The 18,360-nt window shown below is 60.8% G+C and carries 20 protein-coding genes and 1 riboswitch; of the genes, 11 read left to right on the top strand and 9 right to left on the bottom strand.

The window, feature by feature from the left end:
- Positions 1 to 12 precede the first annotated feature (12 nt).
- The 6 genes from BLP65_RS02495 (at position 13) to rlmH (ending at position 4,580) form a co-directional block, all read left to right on the top strand.
- Positions 13 to 555, top strand: coding sequence for an LPS-assembly lipoprotein LptE (locus BLP65_RS02495; RefSeq protein ID WP_175452401.1), 543 nt, complete (start codon positions 13 to 15; stop codon positions 553 to 555).
- The gene (gene holA / locus BLP65_RS02490; protein ID WP_092992237.1) at positions 552 to 1,565 is read left to right on the top strand and encodes a DNA polymerase III subunit delta; all 1,014 of its coding nucleotides are present in this window, start codon (positions 552 to 554) and stop codon (positions 1,563 to 1,565) included. The genes BLP65_RS02495 and holA overlap by 4 nt, the downstream gene beginning before the upstream one ends.
- 164 nt (positions 1,566 to 1,729) lie before the next feature.
- Positions 1,730 to 2,986 carry a glutamate-5-semialdehyde dehydrogenase gene (locus BLP65_RS02485; protein ID WP_092992235.1) on the top strand — a complete coding sequence of 419 codons (1,257 nt, stop codon included), beginning with the start codon at positions 1,730 to 1,732 and terminating at the stop codon, positions 2,984 to 2,986.
- A 6-nt stretch (positions 2,987 to 2,992) separates the two neighbouring features.
- Complete coding sequence (gene nadD, locus BLP65_RS02480; RefSeq protein ID WP_092992233.1) at positions 2,993 to 3,634, top strand: nicotinate-nucleotide adenylyltransferase; 642 nt, start codon at positions 2,993 to 2,995, stop codon at positions 3,632 to 3,634.
- Between the two features lie 7 nt (positions 3,635 to 3,641).
- Positions 3,642 to 3,983: a ribosome silencing factor gene (gene rsfS / locus BLP65_RS02475; RefSeq protein ID WP_092992231.1), complete on the top strand. Its 342-nt coding sequence runs from the start codon at positions 3,642 to 3,644 to the stop codon at positions 3,981 to 3,983.
- 129 nt (positions 3,984 to 4,112) lie between these two features.
- Positions 4,113 to 4,580, top strand: a complete 468-nt coding sequence (rlmH, locus tag BLP65_RS02470) for a 23S rRNA (pseudouridine(1915)-N(3))-methyltransferase RlmH (RefSeq protein ID WP_092992229.1) — start codon at positions 4,113 to 4,115, stop codon at positions 4,578 to 4,580.
- A gap of 117 nt (positions 4,581 to 4,697) precedes the next feature.
- On the opposite strand, the gene BLP65_RS02465 is transcribed toward rlmH, so the two are convergent.
- Positions 4,698 to 5,123, bottom strand: coding sequence for a helix-turn-helix domain-containing protein (locus tag BLP65_RS02465; protein WP_092992227.1), 426 nt, complete (start codon positions 5,121 to 5,123; stop codon positions 4,698 to 4,700).
- Positions 5,124 to 5,521: 398 nt separating this feature from the next.
- Between BLP65_RS02465 and BLP65_RS02460 the strand changes: the two genes are divergently transcribed.
- The 5 genes from BLP65_RS02460 (at position 5,522) to BLP65_RS02440 (ending at position 8,833) form a co-directional block, all read left to right on the top strand.
- Complete coding sequence (locus BLP65_RS02460) at positions 5,522 to 6,394, top strand: GGDEF domain-containing protein (protein WP_175452400.1); 873 nt, start codon at positions 5,522 to 5,524, stop codon at positions 6,392 to 6,394.
- 153 nt (positions 6,395 to 6,547) lie between these two features.
- Positions 6,548 to 6,811 (top strand): hypothetical protein, encoded by a 264-nt coding sequence (locus BLP65_RS02455; RefSeq protein ID WP_092992223.1) that lies wholly within the window; start codon positions 6,548 to 6,550, stop codon positions 6,809 to 6,811.
- Positions 6,795 to 7,265 (top strand): YcgN family cysteine cluster protein, encoded by a 471-nt coding sequence (locus tag BLP65_RS02450; RefSeq protein WP_245688205.1) that lies wholly within the window; start codon positions 6,795 to 6,797, stop codon positions 7,263 to 7,265. Before BLP65_RS02455 ends, BLP65_RS02450 begins: the two co-directional genes overlap by 17 nt.
- Before the next feature lie 164 nt (positions 7,266 to 7,429).
- Entirely contained in the window at positions 7,430 to 7,531 is a 102-nt protein-coding gene (locus tag BLP65_RS17380; RefSeq protein WP_175452399.1) for a PAS domain S-box protein, read from the top strand.
- Entirely contained in the window at positions 7,532 to 8,833 is a 1,302-nt protein-coding gene (locus BLP65_RS02440; protein WP_092992217.1) for a diguanylate cyclase domain-containing protein, read from the top strand.
- A 21-nt stretch (positions 8,834 to 8,854) separates the two neighbouring features.
- Here the strand turns inward: BLP65_RS02440 and BLP65_RS02435 are convergent, their stop codons facing one another.
- From BLP65_RS02435 to BLP65_RS02400, 8 genes are all read right to left on the bottom strand, one after another.
- A complete protein-coding gene (locus BLP65_RS02435; protein WP_092992215.1) occupies positions 8,855 to 9,631 on the bottom strand; it encodes an NAD(P)-binding domain-containing protein in 777 nt (258 codons plus the stop codon).
- Between the two features lie 477 nt (positions 9,632 to 10,108).
- Complete coding sequence (gene cobT / locus BLP65_RS02430; protein ID WP_092992213.1) at positions 10,109 to 11,152, bottom strand: nicotinate-nucleotide--dimethylbenzimidazole phosphoribosyltransferase; 1,044 nt, start codon at positions 11,150 to 11,152, stop codon at positions 10,109 to 10,111.
- A gap of 73 nt (positions 11,153 to 11,225) precedes the next feature.
- Positions 11,226 to 12,731, bottom strand: coding sequence for a cobyric acid synthase (locus BLP65_RS02425; protein ID WP_092992211.1), 1,506 nt, complete (start codon positions 12,729 to 12,731; stop codon positions 11,226 to 11,228).
- A complete protein-coding gene (locus BLP65_RS02420) occupies positions 12,728 to 13,720 on the bottom strand; it encodes a cobalamin-binding protein (RefSeq protein ID WP_245688204.1) in 993 nt (330 codons plus the stop codon). The genes BLP65_RS02425 and BLP65_RS02420 overlap by 4 nt, the downstream gene beginning before the upstream one ends.
- Positions 13,721 to 13,763: 43 nt before the next feature.
- A complete protein-coding gene (locus tag BLP65_RS02415; RefSeq protein ID WP_092992207.1) occupies positions 13,764 to 14,312 on the bottom strand; it encodes a cob(I)yrinic acid a,c-diamide adenosyltransferase in 549 nt (182 codons plus the stop codon).
- A 1-nt stretch (position 14,313) separates the two neighbouring features.
- Positions 14,314 to 15,075, bottom strand: coding sequence for an energy transducer TonB (locus BLP65_RS02410; RefSeq protein WP_092992205.1), 762 nt, complete (start codon positions 15,073 to 15,075; stop codon positions 14,314 to 14,316).
- Positions 15,076 to 15,166: 91 nt separating this feature from the next.
- On the bottom strand, positions 15,167 to 16,003 hold the full coding sequence (locus BLP65_RS02405) for an ABC transporter substrate-binding protein (protein WP_139181400.1): 837 nt from the start codon (positions 16,001 to 16,003) through the stop codon (positions 15,167 to 15,169).
- An 8-nt stretch (positions 16,004 to 16,011) separates the two neighbouring features.
- Positions 16,012 to 17,862: a TonB-dependent receptor domain-containing protein gene (locus BLP65_RS02400; RefSeq protein WP_245688203.1), complete on the bottom strand. Its 1,851-nt coding sequence runs from the start codon at positions 17,860 to 17,862 to the stop codon at positions 16,012 to 16,014.
- A gap of 112 nt (positions 17,863 to 17,974) precedes the next feature.
- Positions 17,975 to 18,204, bottom strand: a riboswitch (cobalamin riboswitch).
- Positions 18,205 to 18,360 lie beyond the last annotated feature (156 nt).

The following is an 18,360-nucleotide window of genomic DNA, read 5'->3' as shown; positions in this document are numbered from 1 at the left end:
GCCAGGGAGGGGGTGTTCAATGCAAAACTCATCCTTATCCTTTGTTTTACCCTCGCCCTCAGTGCCTGCGGTTTCCAGCTGCGCGGAGCGGTGGTATTACCCGAAGCCATGGAGGTTACGACCATCCAGGGAGGGGGGGGTGAACTCCGCTATGAAATCCGCGACGCGCTGTTGGCGGCCGGCGCGCAGGTCGTGCCCGGAGCGAGCCCGGCAGTTTCCCGCCTTATCATCCTGGGAGAGGATTCGGAGCGGCGGGTACTCTCAGTGGGCTCCGGCGGTATGGCCAGGGAATACGAGCTTTACTACCAGATCCGCTACAGCCTGCGTGGGCCGGACGGAACGGTTCTGGTCCCCGAGCAGTCGGTTAGTATGACCCGTGATTACGAGCATGACCCTGATAACGTGCTGAGCAGCGAGCAGGAGGAGAGCGCCGTGCGTGATGAGATGCGGCAGTTGGCCATTCGCCAGATGCTGCGCCGGGTCCAGGCGACGCTCGATGCGGGCGAACAGAGCGCCGAAGTACCCGCAAGTGAAGACCGCCAAACCATCCGATGAGGCTGCGCCCCGAACAACTGGCCGGACATCTTGGCAATCCCCTGCTGCCCATCTATGTGATCAGTGGTGATGAGCCGCTGCAGACGGGGGAGGCGACCGACGCCATCCGCGAGGCGGCACGCGCCCAGGGGTTTACCGAGCGTGAGGTGATGCACGCAGAGACCGGTTTCGACTGGAACCTGCTCTCTGCCGCCGCCGATGCCCTTTCCCTGTTTGCCGAGCGACGCATTCTTGATCTGCGCATCCCCGGCGGCAAACCGGGCGACGCCGGCGGCAAGGCCCTGAGCGCCTATGCTGAACGGCCGCCGGAAGACAATATCCTCCTTGTCACTTTGCCGCGTCTGGACAAACGGCAGCAGCAGAGCAAATGGTTCAAGGCGCTGGATGCCGCCGGTGCCGTGGTCCAGGTCTGGCCGGTCGGTCCGAAAGAGTTGCCGGGGTGGATCAGCCAACGCATGCGTGCCCGCGGACTCGAGTCCCGACCGGAGGTTGTCCGGCTCCTGGCTGACAAGGTGGAGGGCAATCTGCTCGCTGCCGCCCAGGAGGTGGATAAGCTGCACCTGCTGTTCGGCGAAGGCGCCATCGACCTCGATGAAGTCGCTCTGGCGCTTGCAGACAGCAGTCGTTTCGATGTTTTTGAATTGGTGGATACGGCCCTTTCCGGCGACGCCGCACGCACCGCCCGCATTCTGGACGGCCTGTATGCAGAAGGGGTGGAGCCGGTACTCATTCTCTGGGCGCTGGCCCGCGAAATCCGCAGCCTGGCAGCGATGGCCGCCAGCGTGGCGCAAGGGAGCCCCCCCGAACAGGTGATGCGCCAGCACCGGGTGTGGGCAAAACGCCAGGCGCCGGTGCGTAGCGCCCTGCAGCGCCACAACGCACCGCGCTGGGAGGCGTTTCTCGCCCGGGCCGGCCGCGTCGACCGGACCATTAAAGGCGCAGAACCGGGTAACCCCCGGGATGAATTGTTACAATTGGCCCTGCTCGTAGCGGGAGTCCGGATTGTCTGACGTCAACGGTTGCACCTGCTGGCATCCGCCCGAAAACCGTAGGATGGGGTGAGCCTGCGAACCCCATCATGGGCACTATCGCTCGGCGGATCATGAATAGACCCGCCCTCCAGGGCGAATTTCTTGTATCTTGTTAGTTGCACCTTGTCTCCAAAGAGGTATCGATGGATATCAAACAGTACATGCAGCAGGTCGGGCAGCAAGCGCGGACCGCTTCCCGGGCTATCGCTCGAGCCGGCAGCAATGCCAAGAACGCGGCGCTGACGGCCATTGCGGATGCGATAGAGGCGCAGCGGCCGCAACTGCTGAAAGCGAATAGCAGAGACCTCGAAGCGGGACGCGAGCGCGGCCTCGATGCAGCGCTGCTGGACCGGCTGGAACTCAATGATGAACGCATCGCCGGCATGGCTGAGGGACTGCGCCAGATTGCCGCACTGCCGGACCCGGTCGGTGAAATCGCCGATATGACCTACCGTCCTTCGGGGATACAGGTCGGCAAGATGCGGGTGCCGCTGGGGGTGATCGGTATCATCTACGAGTCGCGGCCCAACGTCACCGCGGATGCTGCCGCCCTCTGTCTGAAGTCGGGCAACGCCGCCATTCTGCGCGGCGGTTCCGAGGCGGAGCACTCCAATCAGGCCATCGCCGCCTGCATCCATGAGGGGCTCGAGAAGGCGGGGCTGCCTCGCGATGCGGTCCAGGTGGTAAACACCACCGATCGCGCGGCGGTAGGTGAGCTGATTGCCATGCCCGAATACGTGGATGTCATTGTCCCCCGTGGCGGTAAAGGTCTCATCGAGCGTATCAGCGCCGATGCTCGCGTGCCGGTCATCAAGCACCTGCATGGTGTCTGCCATGTCTATATCGACGACCAGGCGGACCGCGACAAGGCCATTCAGGTGGCCTTCAATGCCAAGACACAGCGCTATGGCACCTGCAATACCATGGAAACACTGCTGGTGGCCGACGATATCGCCGCCGACGTACTGCCGGAACTGGGCGCTATGTTCAAGGAGAAGGGTGTGGAGCTGCGGGGCTGCGAGGCCACACGACGCATCCTTACCGATATCGTTGCGGCCACTGACGAGGACTGGGACGCCGAATACCTGGCGCCGATCCTCTCGATCCGCATCGTGCGCCACATGGAGGATGCCATCGAACACATCCACCGCCACAGCTCCGGTCATACCGAGTCGATCCTGACCGAGAACATCGGGCGTGCGCGGCGCTTTTTGACCGAAGTGGACTCCAGCTCGGTGATGGTCAACGCCTCGACCCGCTTCGCCGACGGCTTTGAATACGGGCTCGGTGCCGAGATCGGTATCAGTACCGACAAGATCCACGTGCGGGGTCCGGTTGGTCTGGAGGGGCTCACTTCGCAGAAGTACATCGTCATTGGCGACGGGCACATTCGCCTCTAGCTTACAATGAGAAGCATCGGCGTTTTCGGCGGCACCTTCGACCCGATCCACTTCGGCCACTTGCGGGCCGCACTGGAGCTCTACGAAGGTCTGCAGTTTGATGAGGTGCGACTGGTACCTGCCTCGATACCGCCCCACCGGGATGAGCCGAGCGTGGACTCCGGGCAGCGCCTGGCCATGGTAGAGGCCGCCATCTCGGAACAGCCGGATTTCGTCATTGACGAGAGGGAGCTTCGCCGGGAGGGTCCTTCGTATATGGTGGATACACTGCAATCCATGCGCGATGATTTCGGGGATATTTCCCTGTCGCTGCTGATGGGGCTGGATGCGTTTCTGGGACTGCCGCGCTGGCACCGTTGGGAGCGAATCCTGGAACTGGCCCACATTGTGGTGGCGCATCGTCCGGGTTGGCACCTCGATGAAGCCGAAGAGGCAGAGCAGAGGGCCGTAGAGCTGCTGGAGGAGCGTCGTGCCGAAGCGACCATTTTGCAGGAAAGGCCTGCCGGGGGGATTGTTCTGCGGGCGGTGACGCCCCTGGCGATCTCTGCGACCGCCATACGCCGGCTGATCGGCGAAGGCCATAGTGCACGTTACCTGATCCCGGATGCCGTTTGGCACATGATTGAGAAAGACCAACTTTACCGATAGAGGTCGAATGAAAGCGGACGAATTGAAAGCGCTGGTAGTGGATGCCCTGGAAGATCGTAAAGGCACCGATATCGCGGTACTGGATGTGCGGGAGAAGACCAGCATTACCGATATCATGGTCGTCGCCGCCGGCACCTCCAGCCGGCAGGTCAAGTCACTGGCCGACATCGTGGTGGAAAAGGCCAAGGAGAAAGGGGTGAAGCCGCTCGGCGTCGAAGGCGACCCCGCCGGCGGCTGGGTACTGGTCGACCTGGGCGATGTCGTCGTCCACCTGATGCTTCCCGAAACCCGTGATTTTTACAATCTCGAAAAGCTGTGGGGGGATGACGCTCCACGCGGTGAATCGTAGGTTGGGTCAGGCGCACGGTCCGGTTCACCGGAAGTCCGGATTACCGGCACTGAGCTGTGCGCCGTAACCCACAGTCACTCGGAGTTATCCGACGGGCGCAGGCACGTAAAACATAAACACGTATATCTAATGCGCATTCACCTGATAGCGGCCGGAACCCGCATGCCGGGCTGGGTCGAGGAGGGCTTTCGGGAATATGCCCGCCGCCTTCCCGGGGAGTGTGCGTTGCAGCTCACCGAAATCCCCCTTGGCAAGCGCACCAAAAATGCCGACATCGACCGACTCCGGCGCCACGAGGGCGAAAGGATGGCGGCGGCGATTCCCAAGGGAGCACTGACCGTTGCCCTGGAAGTGACCGGCCGCCCCTGGAGTACCGAGCAGTTATCGGAACGTCTCGCTCAGTGGCTTGCGGAGGGCCGTGACATGGCCCTGCTGATCGGCGGGCCGGAAGGGCTCGACCCGGAAGTCAGCCGCCGAGCCGAACAACAATGGTCGCTCTCGCCCCTGACCCTCCCCCATCCCCTGGTCCGGGTGGTGGTTGCCGAACAGCTCTACCGCGCGTGGACGCTCCTGAAAGGCCACCCCTACCATCGCTGAAACCTAAAACCCATCCTACGGAAATCGGAGGCTCTACCTTGCGGATGCAATCCCGGTGTCTGGTTTCCTGCCTCTACCGACGACAAATGGGTGGGACGAAAACCCCATTCTGCGGGGCTACATCCTCGACCTCTTTGTGGCAACGGTAAAGGCCTCCAGCAGGTCCAGTACCGATTTGCGCTGTTCGTCGGTGTCCAATGCGCGCCACGCCTGCAGAAGGGCGTTCTCCCGCTCCTCGTTTGAATCCGGTCGCCATGTGCCCCTTTCTTCGCCCACTACGAGCCGGATCCGCTGTAGTTCCTCCAGGTCTACTTCCCGATACCCGGCGAAGAACCACCCTACGGGGACGTCGAATCCTCGTGCCAGACGATACAGCTGGGAAGCGCTTATACGGTGCTGTCCTCGCTCAAACCGGGAAATTTGCTGAGGACTGACATTCAGCAGTTCACCTACTTTCTCCAAGCTCAGTCCGTGCTGATTCCTGACGGTACGTAACCGTCTTCCCACCGCCGAATCGATCAAGTCGACTGCTTTGCGGCCCATAAATAACCTCTTAGGGAAATTGGCTCAATGAGTTGACGGTTAGGGTGATATTCAGTGAAAATGACGGCCTCACCCCTCGGGTGAAAATGTCTCAAACATCCTCTATAAAGCGAATCGGCTCGATCACAGAACGAGACTGAGGGAGTTACGAAACCTTCGGTGACGAAAAGGGGGAGGTATGCCACTGGAAACCAGGGAGAGGTACATAGCTGATTATGTGGATTCGCGATCGACGCCGACTTCTCGGATTCGGTGCCACCACGGTCGCGTGATTTTTTCGCATCGATTTCTTACCGGGCGTACTGGCGGTCGCTTCGGTACGCCGGTGAAGGGGCGTAAGGACCCGTCGTATGTGGTCTGAGTGCCACAAATGTTATGCAGCCCGTTATGGGGAGCCGATGCCTGCAGCAACGGCAGCCACTGCGGATTTGTTGTTGCAGCTCCAGACTACTCTAGAGATCCAGGACCTTCTCTGTCTCTTTTCCGAAGGTGTGCAATCCTTCGTTCCGCACAGCGGCTTGCGCTATCGGCACTCCTCGAATGATCTTAAGGTCGGTGTATGGGAGGACGGTTCCTATCATTGCCGTAAAGTGTTGGTCCTTGTCGATGAAGATCTCGGTGAACTGGTCCTGAGCCGATCAGAGCCTTTTTCTGGCGAAGACTCCCGCCGATTCGACTCTTTTATCCACCTCCTGCTTCATCCATTACGCAATGCCTTGCGGTACAGTTGCGCTATGGAAAATGCCCACCGTGACCCGCTCACCGGCCTGGGCAATCGGCGGGCGCTCGATGCGACACTGGCAAGGGATCTGCAGCTGGCTCGACGTCGCGGCAGTCCACTGAGCGTGTTAATGCTCGATCTCGATCGGTTCAAAATGATAAACGACCGGTATGGCCATGCCGTAGGTGACTGCCTGCTTCGTCACTTCAGTCGAATATTGTCTGAAACGGTTCGGAGCAGTGATCTCTGCTTTCGCTATGGCGGAGAGGAATTTGCGGTGATTATGCCTGATACCGATTCGAACAGCGCCAACACTCTTGCCGAACGTATTCGCCAGGCAGTGATGCTCCCCCATTGCTGCGGCGGCCACCCCTTGCAGATGACGGTCAGTATCGGGGTCACAAGTCTGACGGACAAGGATAATGAAAGGACGCTCCTGGGCCGTGCCGATCAGGCGCTCTACCAGGCCAAGCGGCTTGGTCGTAATCGCACGCATTTGGCAAACCCGGCCGGTACGTCATCCATCGACACCGCTCCGAAATGCTCCTGAGGCGTGGATTTCGGGCACCCTCCCCGTGAAAACCTGCCGTCCAGTATTTGGACCAGTCGAATTGCAGGCCGCCGGTAATGGCTATTATTCGACGATTTACCCGGAGAGAAGAGAGGCATAGGATCGGGTTTCCGCCATTATGGGAGCTGTAGCTTGGACTTTTCCGCTCTTGATTCAGCCGTGGAACGCATCGAGGCCGATCCGCGTTCCGGCCAGTCACTACTGCTGTTTGCACTGACCAAGACCCTTTCGATTCCGCAGGGCGGTCACTCCTATCTTTTGACGAAGCTCAAGGAAATGAATCCGGATACCCGGCAAATTGCCTATGGGTTGATGGAGTTGATGGCGAACGGTGGCTCTGCCGATCCACGCTGGAAAGAAGCTGAAGAGAGGATGGATCGTGCCATCGGAGCCTGAGCGGAAACCGCCGTTTTGGGAGTGCAAGTCGCTGGAGGCGATGGACGCTGCCGAGTGGGAGGCAGTTTGTGACGGTTGCGCCCGCTGCTGTCTCTACAAGCTGGAGGATGAAGACAGCGGGGAGGTGTTCTACACCCAGGTGGTTTGCCGCTATCTGGAACACGATACCTGTAGCTGCGGCGAGTACAGCGACCGTCACCGGTTGCAGCCCGATTGCGTGATTCTTACCCGGAAGGCCGTGGACGACTTTTTCTGGTTACCCGCGACCTGTGCCTATCGGCTGCTCGCCGAAGGGCAACCGTTGCCGTCCTGGCATCCCCTGGTAAGTGGTGATCCGGAATCGATTCATGAGGCGGGAGTCTCGGTACGCAGCTTTGCGATCCCTGAAACTCAGCTCGAGTCCGAGGACGATCTCGAGGACCATATCATTCACCTGAACCGTTACTCCGGCTGACCATGGGGTGGTAGGGTCAGATATAGCCGGGCTACATATTTTGTGAGGTCTGTCACCACCAACCGTAAAAACATTGTGCTTGTCCGGGCAATGTCGCTTATTGTCGTGGTAGCTGGTCTCAGCACATCCCTGACCACAAGTACTCTATATCAAGGGCATCATTCTTGGTCAATCCGGCCTTCACCCAGATCACCGGCTATTCGAGTGATGAGGTCGTCGGACAGAATCCGCGCATTCTCAAGTCCAGCCATCAAGGGCCGAGATAAATGATGATTAATCATCACCTGTTTACCAGGCTAACAAGCCACGAAGCACAGCGCTACACCAAGGAGCTGGAACTGGCGCTGGATGCGCACGTCCGTTGGCTGGATAAAATCAATACGACGCTGCTCTTCGACCTTCAGCCGGATTCCCGCGATCTCGCCGAAGAACCACACCTGCATTGTCAGTTCGGCCGTTGGTACCACGGTGTCGACGATTCTGTCATCCAGGCGATGTCTGCTTTTGAAGCCCTGGACCACGCGCATCGTGATCTTCACGCTTTGGCAAAACGGCTTTTGATGCAAAACGGTCGTGGTGAACCGATTTCACAGTTCGATTACCGGATGATGTTGGAAAAATCGCTTCGGATGCGCGATCTGATCACCCGTTTGCGAGTCGACTTCAGGCAGGACCTGCATTTGATCTCGCGGCTTATGAGCAAGGTGTTCGATAACGCTGGCGATGGAGTCATTGTTACAGGTCCGGACGGGAAGATACTCCATGCCAATCGGGCTTTCACGGAGATCACCGGTTACAGCATTGAAGAGGCCGTCGGACGCACCCCCGGTTTGCTTTCTTCCGGCCGCCACGACGAAACGTTCTATGAACGGATGTGGCAGGTTCTGACGGACTCAGGTCACTGGGAGGGAGAGATTTGGAACCGCCGAAAGGACGGATCCATCTACGTCGAATGGCTTTCTATATCAGCCATTCAGGATGATATGGGGAAAGCAGTCAGTTATGTGGGGATCTTTTCCGATATCAACAAAGGGCGCGAGAACGAAGAGCGGCTCTATCAGCTAGCGCATTACGACGGCCTTACCGGTTTGCCAAATCGTATGTTGTTCGAGGAGTTGTTTCGACAAGCGCTCCGCCGTGCCCGCAGAAACGGTGAAATGATTGCCGTGATGTTTCTCGACCTCGACGGCTTCAAGTTGGTGAACGATACGCTAGGTCACCACAGCGGCGACCTGCTGCTAAAGCAGGTCGCCGCTCGCTTGCGTCGCTGCTTGCGGGCCTCGGACACCGTGGCCCGTTTTGGTGGCGACGAATTCACGATTGTTGCCCACGACCTTACTTCTGAAGCCATCCACATTTTGTCGGAGAAGGTCGTACGGGCACTGGCCGACCCGTATCTGCTGAATGACGAAGAATGGAGGATCACAGTAAGCCTTGGTGTGAGTTGTTACCCCGCTGATGGCAGTGATCCGGAGAAACTGCTTCGCTGTGCCGACATTGCGATGTATCAGGTGAAAGAAGCAGGTAAGAATGGCTATCGCGTATTTGAGCCGGGGATGACTCTCTAAGAGCCTGCCCGCGGGGAAACTCTAGCTTATATGCCTGTCGTGGATTTCGCGGAGTTTAGGTACCGTTTCACCGAACTTGTCCGCATGTTCAATGGCTCGGGCGAGGCGAGCGGGCGCACTACGGCCGGTGCATTGGTGATTCGGGTCGCCCTCGATGGCCTCGACCATGCCGGTCAGTAAGCTCTCCCGGTCCAGCTCACGGTTCACCAGCCGGAACTGAATATCCAGGACCTCGTCAGCCACCCGACCGGCAAGGTCCCGGTGGTCAGTCCAGAGGGTGTCGACGCTGGTGCCGGGTTCGAGTTCCATGCCTGCGATGTTGGTGGTCAGGATATAGAGGTTCTTCCGCACCAGTTCAAAGACCAGTTGGTCTTCGTTGTCCAGTTCCCGGACCGGGATCTCCAGCGTCTTGAGGGCGGATTCGATCACTGCCGCGTGAGGGCCGTAGGCCGGTGACGGGACGAGCACCTTGTAGTCCTGCCCCTTTTTTTTCTCGAACCAGACGGCGACGGCCGTGACACTCTCGAGCCCGTGGGCCTCCCAGTCGCGGGGTAGCAGCTCGTTCTGCAGCAGGACGAGCCGGTCGCGCCAGATGGTGGGGATCTTTTCGAGAACCGGATGGAGGTCCCTTTCGCCGACCGTCAGCAGCACCAGTTCGGGTGAGGTTACAGCCCCGGCGACCTCTCCCATATCCATGTCGCGAGTGACCGGGATAACCGGGTGGCCGAGACGGAGAAAACCGCGGCTGAATACACCCGCCATTTCCCCGATTCCGATTACGACGATCGACTTTTTCATGTGCTCCTCTCTCTAACAATCAATGGGTACCGCGAAACGGAGGTATTGTAGGTGCGGAAGCCCTCGGTAACCAGTTGGCTCCGTAATCGTCCTCTTTATACACACCCACGTGGAACAACTGTTTAGTCCGCCGTCAAGATTTTTTTTGTTAGATATCTCGCAGCCGTTTTCGAGCTTAAGTTATTGATGTTAAGAGTATTGTCAGGAAGCGGTTAAAAAATGTGCAATCTGGCATGAGGGGCACCACGGTGCGGCCTGTAACCCTGTTTCCGCAATCCATCCACAAAGTTATCCACAGGTTTTGTGGACAAACGGTAAACGCCTGCCAAGCCATTGATTTGGCCGGTTTTGGTCGTCGGGGGAAAAGGTGCATTTGAAGAATGCATCCTACGGGAGATCTCTGAACTCGTCTCCGCCCCAATCCCCGTGCACCCCGTGGTTAACTGCAGTCTTTGTGACCTCAGTGGTTAACTGCCGTTATTGAAGACCGGCCTCTTCGAAGGTTGCCATCTCATTGTGCAGGGCACAGGCGAGGCGAATGAGCGGGACAGCGGCAGCGGCGCCGCTGCCTTCGCCGAGGCGCATTCCCAGGTCGAGCAGGGGTGTTGCGCCGAGTGCCTCACAGATTGCGGCATGGCCCGGTTCGGCGGAGGCGTGGGAGAAGAGCAACCAGTCGACGGTGCCCGGACGCAGTTGTTCGGCAGTCACGGCCGCGGCGGTGGCGATGAAGCCGTCCACCACCACTGGCAAGCCCGTCTGAGCACAGGCGATGAAGGCACCCGCTAGGCCGGCGATCTCGAAGCCGCCGAGGCGGCGCAGTACCTCCAGTGGATCCTTCAGGTGAGGAGCGTGCAGGCGGAAGGCCCGCTCGATAACTTCGGCTTTGTGGCTGACGCCTTTCGGGTCCAGACCGGTGCCCGGACCGACCAGGTCGGCGGCGGAACGCCCCAACAGGGCAGCGGCGATGGCGGCAGCGCTGGTGGTATTGCCAATGCCCATCTCCCCGCCGATAAAGAGCTGGGTCTTTTCAAGGTGGGCGCGTTCGGCGCTGTGCCGGCCGGCATTCATGGCACGAAACAGCTGTTCACGGGTCATGGCCGGCTCCTCCGTGAAGTTGGCCGTGCCCGCTGCGAGCTGCAGGTCTAACACCCCGGGCGCGGAGCCCGGATCATCAACCGTTCCCAGGTTGATGATTTCGAGCGACGCCTTCAATTCCCGGGCCAGAACACTGATGGCGGTGCCGCCTGCGGCGAAGTTGCGCACCATCGCCGCGGTCACCGATTGGGGGAACAGGGAGATCCCCTCGGCGGCCACGCCATGGTCGCCGGCGAAAACGGCGATGTGCACCTTTTCGGCTCCGGGGCGGGGGCTGCCCTGCAGGCGGGCCAGTTCGATGGCGATGCTCTCCAGTTGGCCGAGCGATCCGGGCGGTTTGGTCAGTTGCGACTGTCGTTTGCGTGCGGCGCCTTCGGCGGTCTCATCGAGGGGGGCGCAGGGGACGTCAAGCCATTCGGGATGCATAGATAAGGTCTTTCGTTTTAGGTTTTAGGTTTTAGGTTTTAGGTTTTAGGTTTTAGGTTTTAGGTTTTAGGTTTTAGGTTTTAGGTTTGGAGCGGGAGTCCACAAGTTTGTCCGACGAGCCGGATTTTGGATTTCCCGCCGCCAGAGGGAGCAGAGTCTCCATGTTCAGATGCTGGTCGACGGCATCTGCCAGACGTTCGATGCCGGCCTCCCGTAACGTGTAATAATCGAAGGGTGCGGGGTCGAACAGTCCGGCCCATCGAAGGAGCCCGTCGCAGGCGACGGACGATTCGAACACTCCATGGAGGTAGGTCCCGAGGACCTGGTCATCCGGCGAAACGGCTCCCTCCTTGCGACGGTCGAACTGGACTGCCGGTCGACTCAGGCCTCGGCCTGTCGTGATGCCGGCGTGGATTTCATAACCGGAAACCGGGGCACTGTTCAGTGTCAGGACACCGGTGACGTTGTGTAACTGCTTTCGCGGTTGCAGTACCGTTTCCACCTCGAGCAGCCCGAAACCGGGTGTCTCACCCGCTATGCCTTCCAGTCCTTCGGGATCCGAGATGTCCTTGCCCAGCATCTGGTAGCCCCCGCAGATGCCGAGTACCCGGCCTCCATAGCGCAGGTGGCGCAGCAGCATTGACTCCCAGCCCTGCTCACGGAGCCAGCAAAGATCGGCGCGAACGTTTTTGCTACCGGGAAGAATGACCAGGTCTGCAGGAGGAATCGTCTCCCCCGCAGCGATGAATCGGATATCCACTTGCGGATGGAGCCGCAGCGGATCGAAGTCGGTGTGATTGCTGAGCCGCGGCAGGGCGGGCACGATGACCTTCAGTGCCGCCTTTTCGCTACTGCAAGCCGTTGCCAGGGCATCCTCCGCCTCCAGGTGGAGGCCGTGCAGGTAGGGCAGTACGCCATAGACGCTACGGCCGGTCTCTGTTTCCAGCCATTCCAATCCGGGCTGAAGCAGGGAGAGGTCCCCCCGGAAGCGGTTGATGACGAAGCCGAGCGTGCGTCGGCGTTCGCTTTCGGAGAGCAGGGCCAGGGTTCCGACGAGATGGGCGAATACGCCGCCGCGGTCGATATCGGCGACCAGTATCACCGGGCAGTCCACCGCCTCGGCAAAGCCCATGTTGGCGATATCGTTCTCGCGCAGATTGATTTCGGCGGGACTGCCGGCGCCCTCGACGAGCACCACGTCGTATTTTGAACGCAGCCGCTCGTGGGATTCCAGAACCGCCCGGCGTGCCTCGCTCTTGTAGTGGTGATAACTGCACGCATCCATGTTGCCGACGGCGTGGCCGTGGATAATGACCTGGGCGCCGATGTCGCTGTTGGGTTTCAGCAGTACCGGGTTCATATCGGTGTGCGGCGTCAGCCCGCAGGCCAGTGCCTGCACGGCTTGGGAGCGGCCAATCTCGCCGCCATCCGCGGTTACCGCGCTGTTCAGTGCCATGTTCTGCGGCTTGAAAGGGGCCACGCGAACCCCGCGGCGCGCCAGTGCGCGGCACAGCCCTGTCACCAGTGCGCTCTTGCCGGCATCGGAGGTGGTGCCCTGCACCATGAGCGTGATGCTCATCGGGCCTCTCCGTAGGCGTGACGCGCCTGCTCTAGTGCGCGACAGAGGCGCTCGGCCCCCTCCAGGGCGCGCGGCGTGGGCCGCTGCAGCAGGTCGGGCGGGATGAAGTGCAACTGGTTGCGCGCCACCGCATCGATGCTTTTCCAGCGGTGCCAGTCGTCGAGCCACTCGGGACGCTCCTCGCCCATTCCGCTGGCAATAATCACCCGGGGATTGGCGGTGATGACCCCCTCTTCACTGATCGTCGGTGCCAGCTCACTCAATTCCGCGAAGACATTGCGTCCGCCGCAGCGTTCGATGATCCGGCTGATCAGATGGTCGCCCCCGACGGTCATCAGCGGCCGGTCCCAGACCTGGTAAAAGACGGAAATCGCCGGGCGTTGACTGTAGTCGTCGGTAATGGCCTGCAAACGGTTCTGAAAGTGATCTGCCGCCTGCCGAGCCATTGCGTCACTGCCGGCGAGTCGGCCCAGTTTTTCGATGGAGGCGGGGACCTGTTCCAGACGGCGCGGTTCGGTCACAAAGAGCGTCAGTCCCAATGATTCCAGGCGCTCCAGAACGTCGGGTCCGTTGCCGCTCTCCCAGCCGACCACCAGGTCGGGTTGCAGGGCAAGGATAGTTTCCAGGTCGAGAGCATCATAGCCGCCAACGCGCGGGATCTTTCCGGCGGCAGCCGGGTAGTCGCTGTAGCTCACTACGCCGACCACTCTGTCTCCCGCACCAGCCGCAAACAGCAGTTCCGTTCCATGGGGGGAGAGGCTGACGATACGCTCGGCGGGCTGCTCCAGCGAAACCGTACGGCCCGCATCATCGGTGGCCGATACGGCCGGTGCCCGGGCGGCGAAAAGCAGCAATACCACCGCGAGCACCACCATCGGCCAATGTACCGTTCCGTGCTGAAGGTCCGTATGACCGGCCGCCCCCTTCCACCAACGAAGGGGGTCGTCTCCCTTTGGGATAGGGGCGGGGTGAGGGTGATCTGGCTGCATAAATTTTTCTTGTTTTACGTTTTACGTCGATTCCGACTAGCCACTAGCTTCCCTTCCCCGGTTGCCAGAGGACCTCGCCCTTATCGGCCCGGCCCAGGATGCGGGCGGCGACGAAGAGCAGATCGGAGAGGCGGTTGAGGTAGGCGATCAGCGGTGCGGGCAGGGCCTCTTGGCGCGTCAATGTGATCAATGTGCGTTCGGCGCGGCGGCAGACGGCGCGGACCAGATGACAGGTCGCGGCGGCCTGACCTCCGCCCGGGAGGATGAAGTTCTCCAGCGGCGGCAATTCGGCATTGAGTGCGTCGATATCCTTTTCCAGCCGCTCCACATAGTGCTGCGTGAAGACGTCGCGACCGGGCACGCTGAGTTCGCCGCCCAGATCGAACAGGTCGTTCTGCACCAACGAAAGGCTATCGCGTACCGGTTTCGGAATCGGGTGTGCAAGGACCATCCCGAGCAGGCTGTTGAGTTCATCGACCGTGCCGATGGCCTCCATGCGGGGGGCGTCCTTGTCGATGCGGTTGCCGTCACCGAGGCTGGTGGTCCCTTTGTCCCCGGTTCGGGTATAGATCTTCGTCAGTCGATAGCCCATCTCAGCCCTCCCTCAATTGGTAAATGATTGGCAGCTGCAGGTGCAGCTCGCTCCCGTTCAGCCAATACTCGGTGCCGGGTATCCGGGACACCTTTGCCATCGCATCCAGTGCGGCGCGGTCGAGTACTTTATGGCCTGAACTGTTCGCGATCTCGATAGAATCCACCTGTCCGTGCGAAGTGATGCGCAGGGCGAGCATCACCTCCCCTTCCCAGCCGCGGCGGCGGGCCAGGAGGGGGTAGTGGAAGTGTTCCGCCAACTCCTCTTCGAGCCGGGTCTGTACGGCGTGACGTGCCCCCGGGGCCGGCTGGGGCGCCGGGTTCACTCCCCGGGCAGAGGCGTCTCGCGGGGCGGCTACCGCTTTTTCGGGGGAAGCGGTTACCGTCGCTCCGGCCACCTCGGCCGGCTTGTTGTCGACTGCTTGCCGAACCGGCTCCGGCTCCGATTCCGGTTCCGGTCTGGGCTCAGGCTCAGGCTTCGGCTTCGGTTCCGGTTCGGGTTCCGGTTTGGGCCGGGGCGGCGGCCTGGCCGGCGCCGGTTGTTCGGGCGGGCCGGAGACGGCCGGCTGTGGCGCGGGGGAGGTCTCCGCAAGGGGTTCAGCGGCAGGCTCATCCGGACCTTCGGCAGAAACCAGAAGCAGCGACAGTTTTCCCGTTTGGTGGAGGTGCGGTCTTGGCGACGGCGTGCCGGTGGCCACTACCAGTCCATGGACCAGGCCCGAGACCAGCAGCGCTATGGAGATTCGCCATACGCCCGATCTCATGATGAGCCTGCCAAGAGGGCGGCCGTCGCGGCCGGAAGCAACTCCGCACCCAACGCCTTCAGTGTGTCCAGGTTGGCTGGAGAGGTGGTCGTCATTGTGCTTGCCCTGTGTAATGCCAGCGTTCGCGCTGCTCGGCCAGTTGTTCCAGACCTTTCAGCAGGGTTGGTGCCGGATGGAAAAACGATTCGCCATCCAGTCCGACCACATTGATGCCGCTTCGCGGCTTGAGGGCGGCACACTGCTCCCCATTGCGGCGGGTCAGTACAAACAGCCAGTCGGGGCTGAACGCCGCCAGCAGTTCAGCCAGGCTCTCATGGGGCTCGCCGCTCTTGATGTGGCGGATCTTTTCGTGCGTTTCCACCACATCGAAACCGGCGGCGGTAAACAGATCGTAAAGATAGGTGGCTTTGCCGAAGGAGTAGGGCACACCGCGGCAGGCGGAGACCACCAGCGCCCGGCCGCGACCCCGGACCCTGGCCGCCGCCTTACGCCAGTCCCGGGCGAAACGCCGGGACCGGCTCCCTCCATTCTCCACCCCCGCCGCCTCGCTGATGCGATACAGGTTGGTTTCGATCTCCGTCATGGAGCCGAAGCCCTCCAGGCGCAGGGCGCGGGCCCCGGCGGGGGCTGCGGCCTGCCACTTCCCGGCACTGATCCAGTCGGAGGTGAGCATCAGGTCCGGGGTCAGTTCGGCAATCGCTGCGCTGTCCGGGTCCAGCACGCCGCCGGTCGGTGGTCGGTCCAGCGGGTCGTAGCGGCTCACGCCGACGATGCAGTGGTCGAGGTTCAGCCACTTCAGGGAATGCGTGATATAGGGTGACTGGCTGATGATGCGCGGGCATGTCGGTTCGGCGACAGCCGGGGTCGTTGCCGACCCCGACCACAGCACTGCAGCCAGCAGCGAAGCGAACAAACACCTGTCGAACATCACTACATTTACTGCTGATAACGGACGGAGAGGAAGGCGGCACGGCCGGGCTGGTTATAGCCGCTTGCGGTCTCGTACTCCTTGTCCAGCGCATTGTCGAGGCTGAGGCGGACGGTCCAGTCCGGCGATGCATGCCAGGCGGTCCGCAGGTTCAGCAGTGAGTAGCCGGCCAGGCGAACGCTGTTTTCCGGATCGTCATAGCTGCGGCCCCGTGCGATGACACTGCCGCCTACGCTGAACTTTTGAATGCGGTGATCGAGGTCAAGGCGTAGGGTCTGTCTCGGTCGGCGGGCCAGTTCTTTGCCGGTATTGCGATCCTCGGCGTCAATGAGTGACAACGAGGCCTTGGCATCCCAGCCGTTGTGGCGTATGCCGGTCTCCAGTTCCAGACCCTGGATGCGTGCCTGGTGGACATTTTGCGGTAGCCAGATGTCGGTGCTCCAGTCACCATCGTCACAGTTGAGACTACAGGCCCAGGCAATCAGATCCTCCACCTCGGTCTGGAAAAGGGAGGCCTCCCAATGGAAGCTGCCTTGTGCATAGCGAAGGCCGGCCTCCACTGTTTCCGATTCTTCCGGTTCGAGCTCCGGATTGCCGGCGCCGGGCCAATACAAGTCATTGAAGCTCGGCGCCTTGAAGGCAGTGCCGTAACTGATTCTGCTACGCAGGACGTTGGTAAGTGCGTATCCCCATGCCGCCTGGCCGGTGGTTTGGCTGCCATAGGCCTCGTTGTCATCGTAGCGCAGACTGCCCTGCAGGCTGTGGCGCCCCAGGTCGGTTTGCAGGATCTGGTAGATGCCCCGGTTATAGCGGTTGGTCTCGTCAAAATCGGTGGTGCTGGAGACCCGATCCTCGTACCAGTCCAGCCCCAGCGTCAGCAGAGTCGAAGTGCCGAGGGCGACGTCATTGCGCCAGTCAACCATGACGCGATCGGTATCGAAACGGGAGTCGAATACCGATTCGTAATAAACATCCGATTCGTCACGACTATGGGCCAGCGAGAATTCGCTGAACCAGCTGTCCGTCAGGCTGCCGCGTAGCCCGGCTCGGGCAGCAGCATGTTCGAAGTCGTAATGCGCGGAGTCGTATGGCCCTAAATATGCCCAGCCCTCATATTCGTTGTCATCAAAGTCGGTCTCGCCTTTTGAATACAGCCCGCTGGTAAAGAGCTCCGTTGCATTCTCCAGCCGGTGGGTAATGCTCCAGGAGAGGGAATCGTTGCGGTAGCCGTCCCGCCCATCATCGCCGGAATCATCTTCGATATTGATGCCGTCGGTCTCCTGGTGGCTGGCGGAGAGGCTGTAGGAGGTCTGTTTGGTGCCACCCTGCACACCGGCACCAAACTCGCGGGTATTGAACTCGCCGATTCGGGCATGGGCGTTGAGGCGTGCCGGTTCCTCGCTGCCCTGGCGGGTGAAGACCTGGATGACGCCGCCGATGGCATCGGCTCCGTAGACACTGGCCCGCGGACCGCGCACGATCTCGATGCGCTCGATCTCGGAAGGGGGCAGGAACTGCCACGATGCGCCGCCGAATGTGGCCGAACCCATGCGTACCCCGTCGATGAGGAGCAGGGTATGGTCGGAGTTGGTGCCGCGCATATAGACGCTGGAGGCCTTGCCGAACGGACCGTTGTCGCTGACGGTAATCCCGGCGCGATTTCGCAACAGGTCGGTAAGCTGAGCCGGTTGCAACTGCTCAATCTCTTCCCGGGTAATCACGGTCACGGAGGCGAGGGTCTCGTCCACGGTTTGTGCCGTTCTGGTGGCAGTGACGACGACCGGGGAGAGGGATTCTTCGGCCTGGATAGCCATCGGGACAGCCAGCATGGCCGCCAGGGGGAGGATTCGGTTATTCACACTCTTTTCCTTGCGCACACCCGCGCAGTTACTGAACGAAGACGGTGTGCGAAGGGGGGACGGGGAAGGTGGTGTTGGAGACCATTGCCCGCCCGGCGTCGCCCTCCGCAACACCGAAGCTTTGTTCCAGGCCGGTCTCCGGGCTCATGGGTGAGGCAAGCTTTACGCTCGGCCTCGGCAGACCGCCTTCCCGCGCTATAGCGCAGTGGCTTTGTGGCCTGCCTTTACCCACTTACCGTTGCGGGGGCAGCGTCGGCTTTGCACTTTCGTGAAGGCGCACCGACTTCCCGTTTCATCCGTCGGGCGGAACGCCCTCGGGACACCTGAAACGTGGGGCAGAATAAACGGCGGGTGGTTAGGGTGTCAATTTAGTGGCTAGTTGCTAGTTGCTAGTTGCTAGTTGCTAGTCGGTAGTTGCCAGTTGCCAGTTGCGAGGCGGTGAGGTTTACTCTTGGAGACTCGCCACTCGCCACTCGCCACTCGCCACTCGCCACTCGC

The sequence above is a fragment of the Thiohalomonas denitrificans genome (genome assembly GCF_900102855.1).
GTDB lineage: Bacteria > Pseudomonadota > Gammaproteobacteria > Thiohalomonadales > Thiohalomonadaceae > Thiohalomonas > Thiohalomonas denitrificans.
This window is presented reverse-complemented; position numbering and strand designations above follow the sequence as displayed.

Coding starts and splice junctions, on each gene's coding strand:
- holA (WP_092992237.1), top strand. CDS start 552: ATGAGGCTGCGCCCCGAACAACTGGCCGGACATCTTGGCAATCCCCTG.
- BLP65_RS02485 (WP_092992235.1), top strand. CDS start 1,730: ATGGATATCAAACAGTACATGCAGCAGGTCGGGCAGCAAGCGCGGACC.
- nadD (WP_092992233.1), top strand. CDS start 2,993: ATGAGAAGCATCGGCGTTTTCGGCGGCACCTTCGACCCGATCCACTTC.
- rsfS (WP_092992231.1), top strand. CDS start 3,642: ATGAAAGCGGACGAATTGAAAGCGCTGGTAGTGGATGCCCTGGAAGAT.
- rlmH (WP_092992229.1), top strand. CDS start 4,113: ATGCGCATTCACCTGATAGCGGCCGGAACCCGCATGCCGGGCTGGGTC.
- BLP65_RS02465 (WP_092992227.1), bottom strand. CDS start 5,123: ATGGGCCGCAAAGCAGTCGACTTGATCGATTCGGCGGTGGGAAGACGG.
- BLP65_RS02460 (WP_175452400.1), top strand. CDS start 5,522: ATGCCTGCAGCAACGGCAGCCACTGCGGATTTGTTGTTGCAGCTCCAG.
- BLP65_RS02440 (WP_092992217.1), top strand. CDS start 7,532: ATGATGATTAATCATCACCTGTTTACCAGGCTAACAAGCCACGAAGCA.
- BLP65_RS02435 (WP_092992215.1), bottom strand. CDS start 9,631: ATGAAAAAGTCGATCGTCGTAATCGGAATCGGGGAAATGGCGGGTGTA.
- cobT (WP_092992213.1), bottom strand. CDS start 11,152: ATGCATCCCGAATGGCTTGACGTCCCCTGCGCCCCCCTCGATGAGACC.
- BLP65_RS02425 (WP_092992211.1), bottom strand. CDS start 12,731: ATGAGCATCACGCTCATGGTGCAGGGCACCACCTCCGATGCCGGCAAG.
- BLP65_RS02420 (WP_245688204.1), bottom strand. CDS start 13,720: ATGCAGCCAGATCACCCTCACCCCGCCCCTATCCCAAAGGGAGACGAC.
- BLP65_RS02415 (WP_092992207.1), bottom strand. CDS start 14,312: ATGGGCTATCGACTGACGAAGATCTATACCCGAACCGGGGACAAAGGG.
- BLP65_RS02410 (WP_092992205.1), bottom strand. CDS start 15,075: ATGAGATCGGGCGTATGGCGAATCTCCATAGCGCTGCTGGTCTCGGGC.
- BLP65_RS02405 (WP_139181400.1), bottom strand. CDS start 16,003: ATGTTCGACAGGTGTTTGTTCGCTTCGCTGCTGGCTGCAGTGCTGTGG.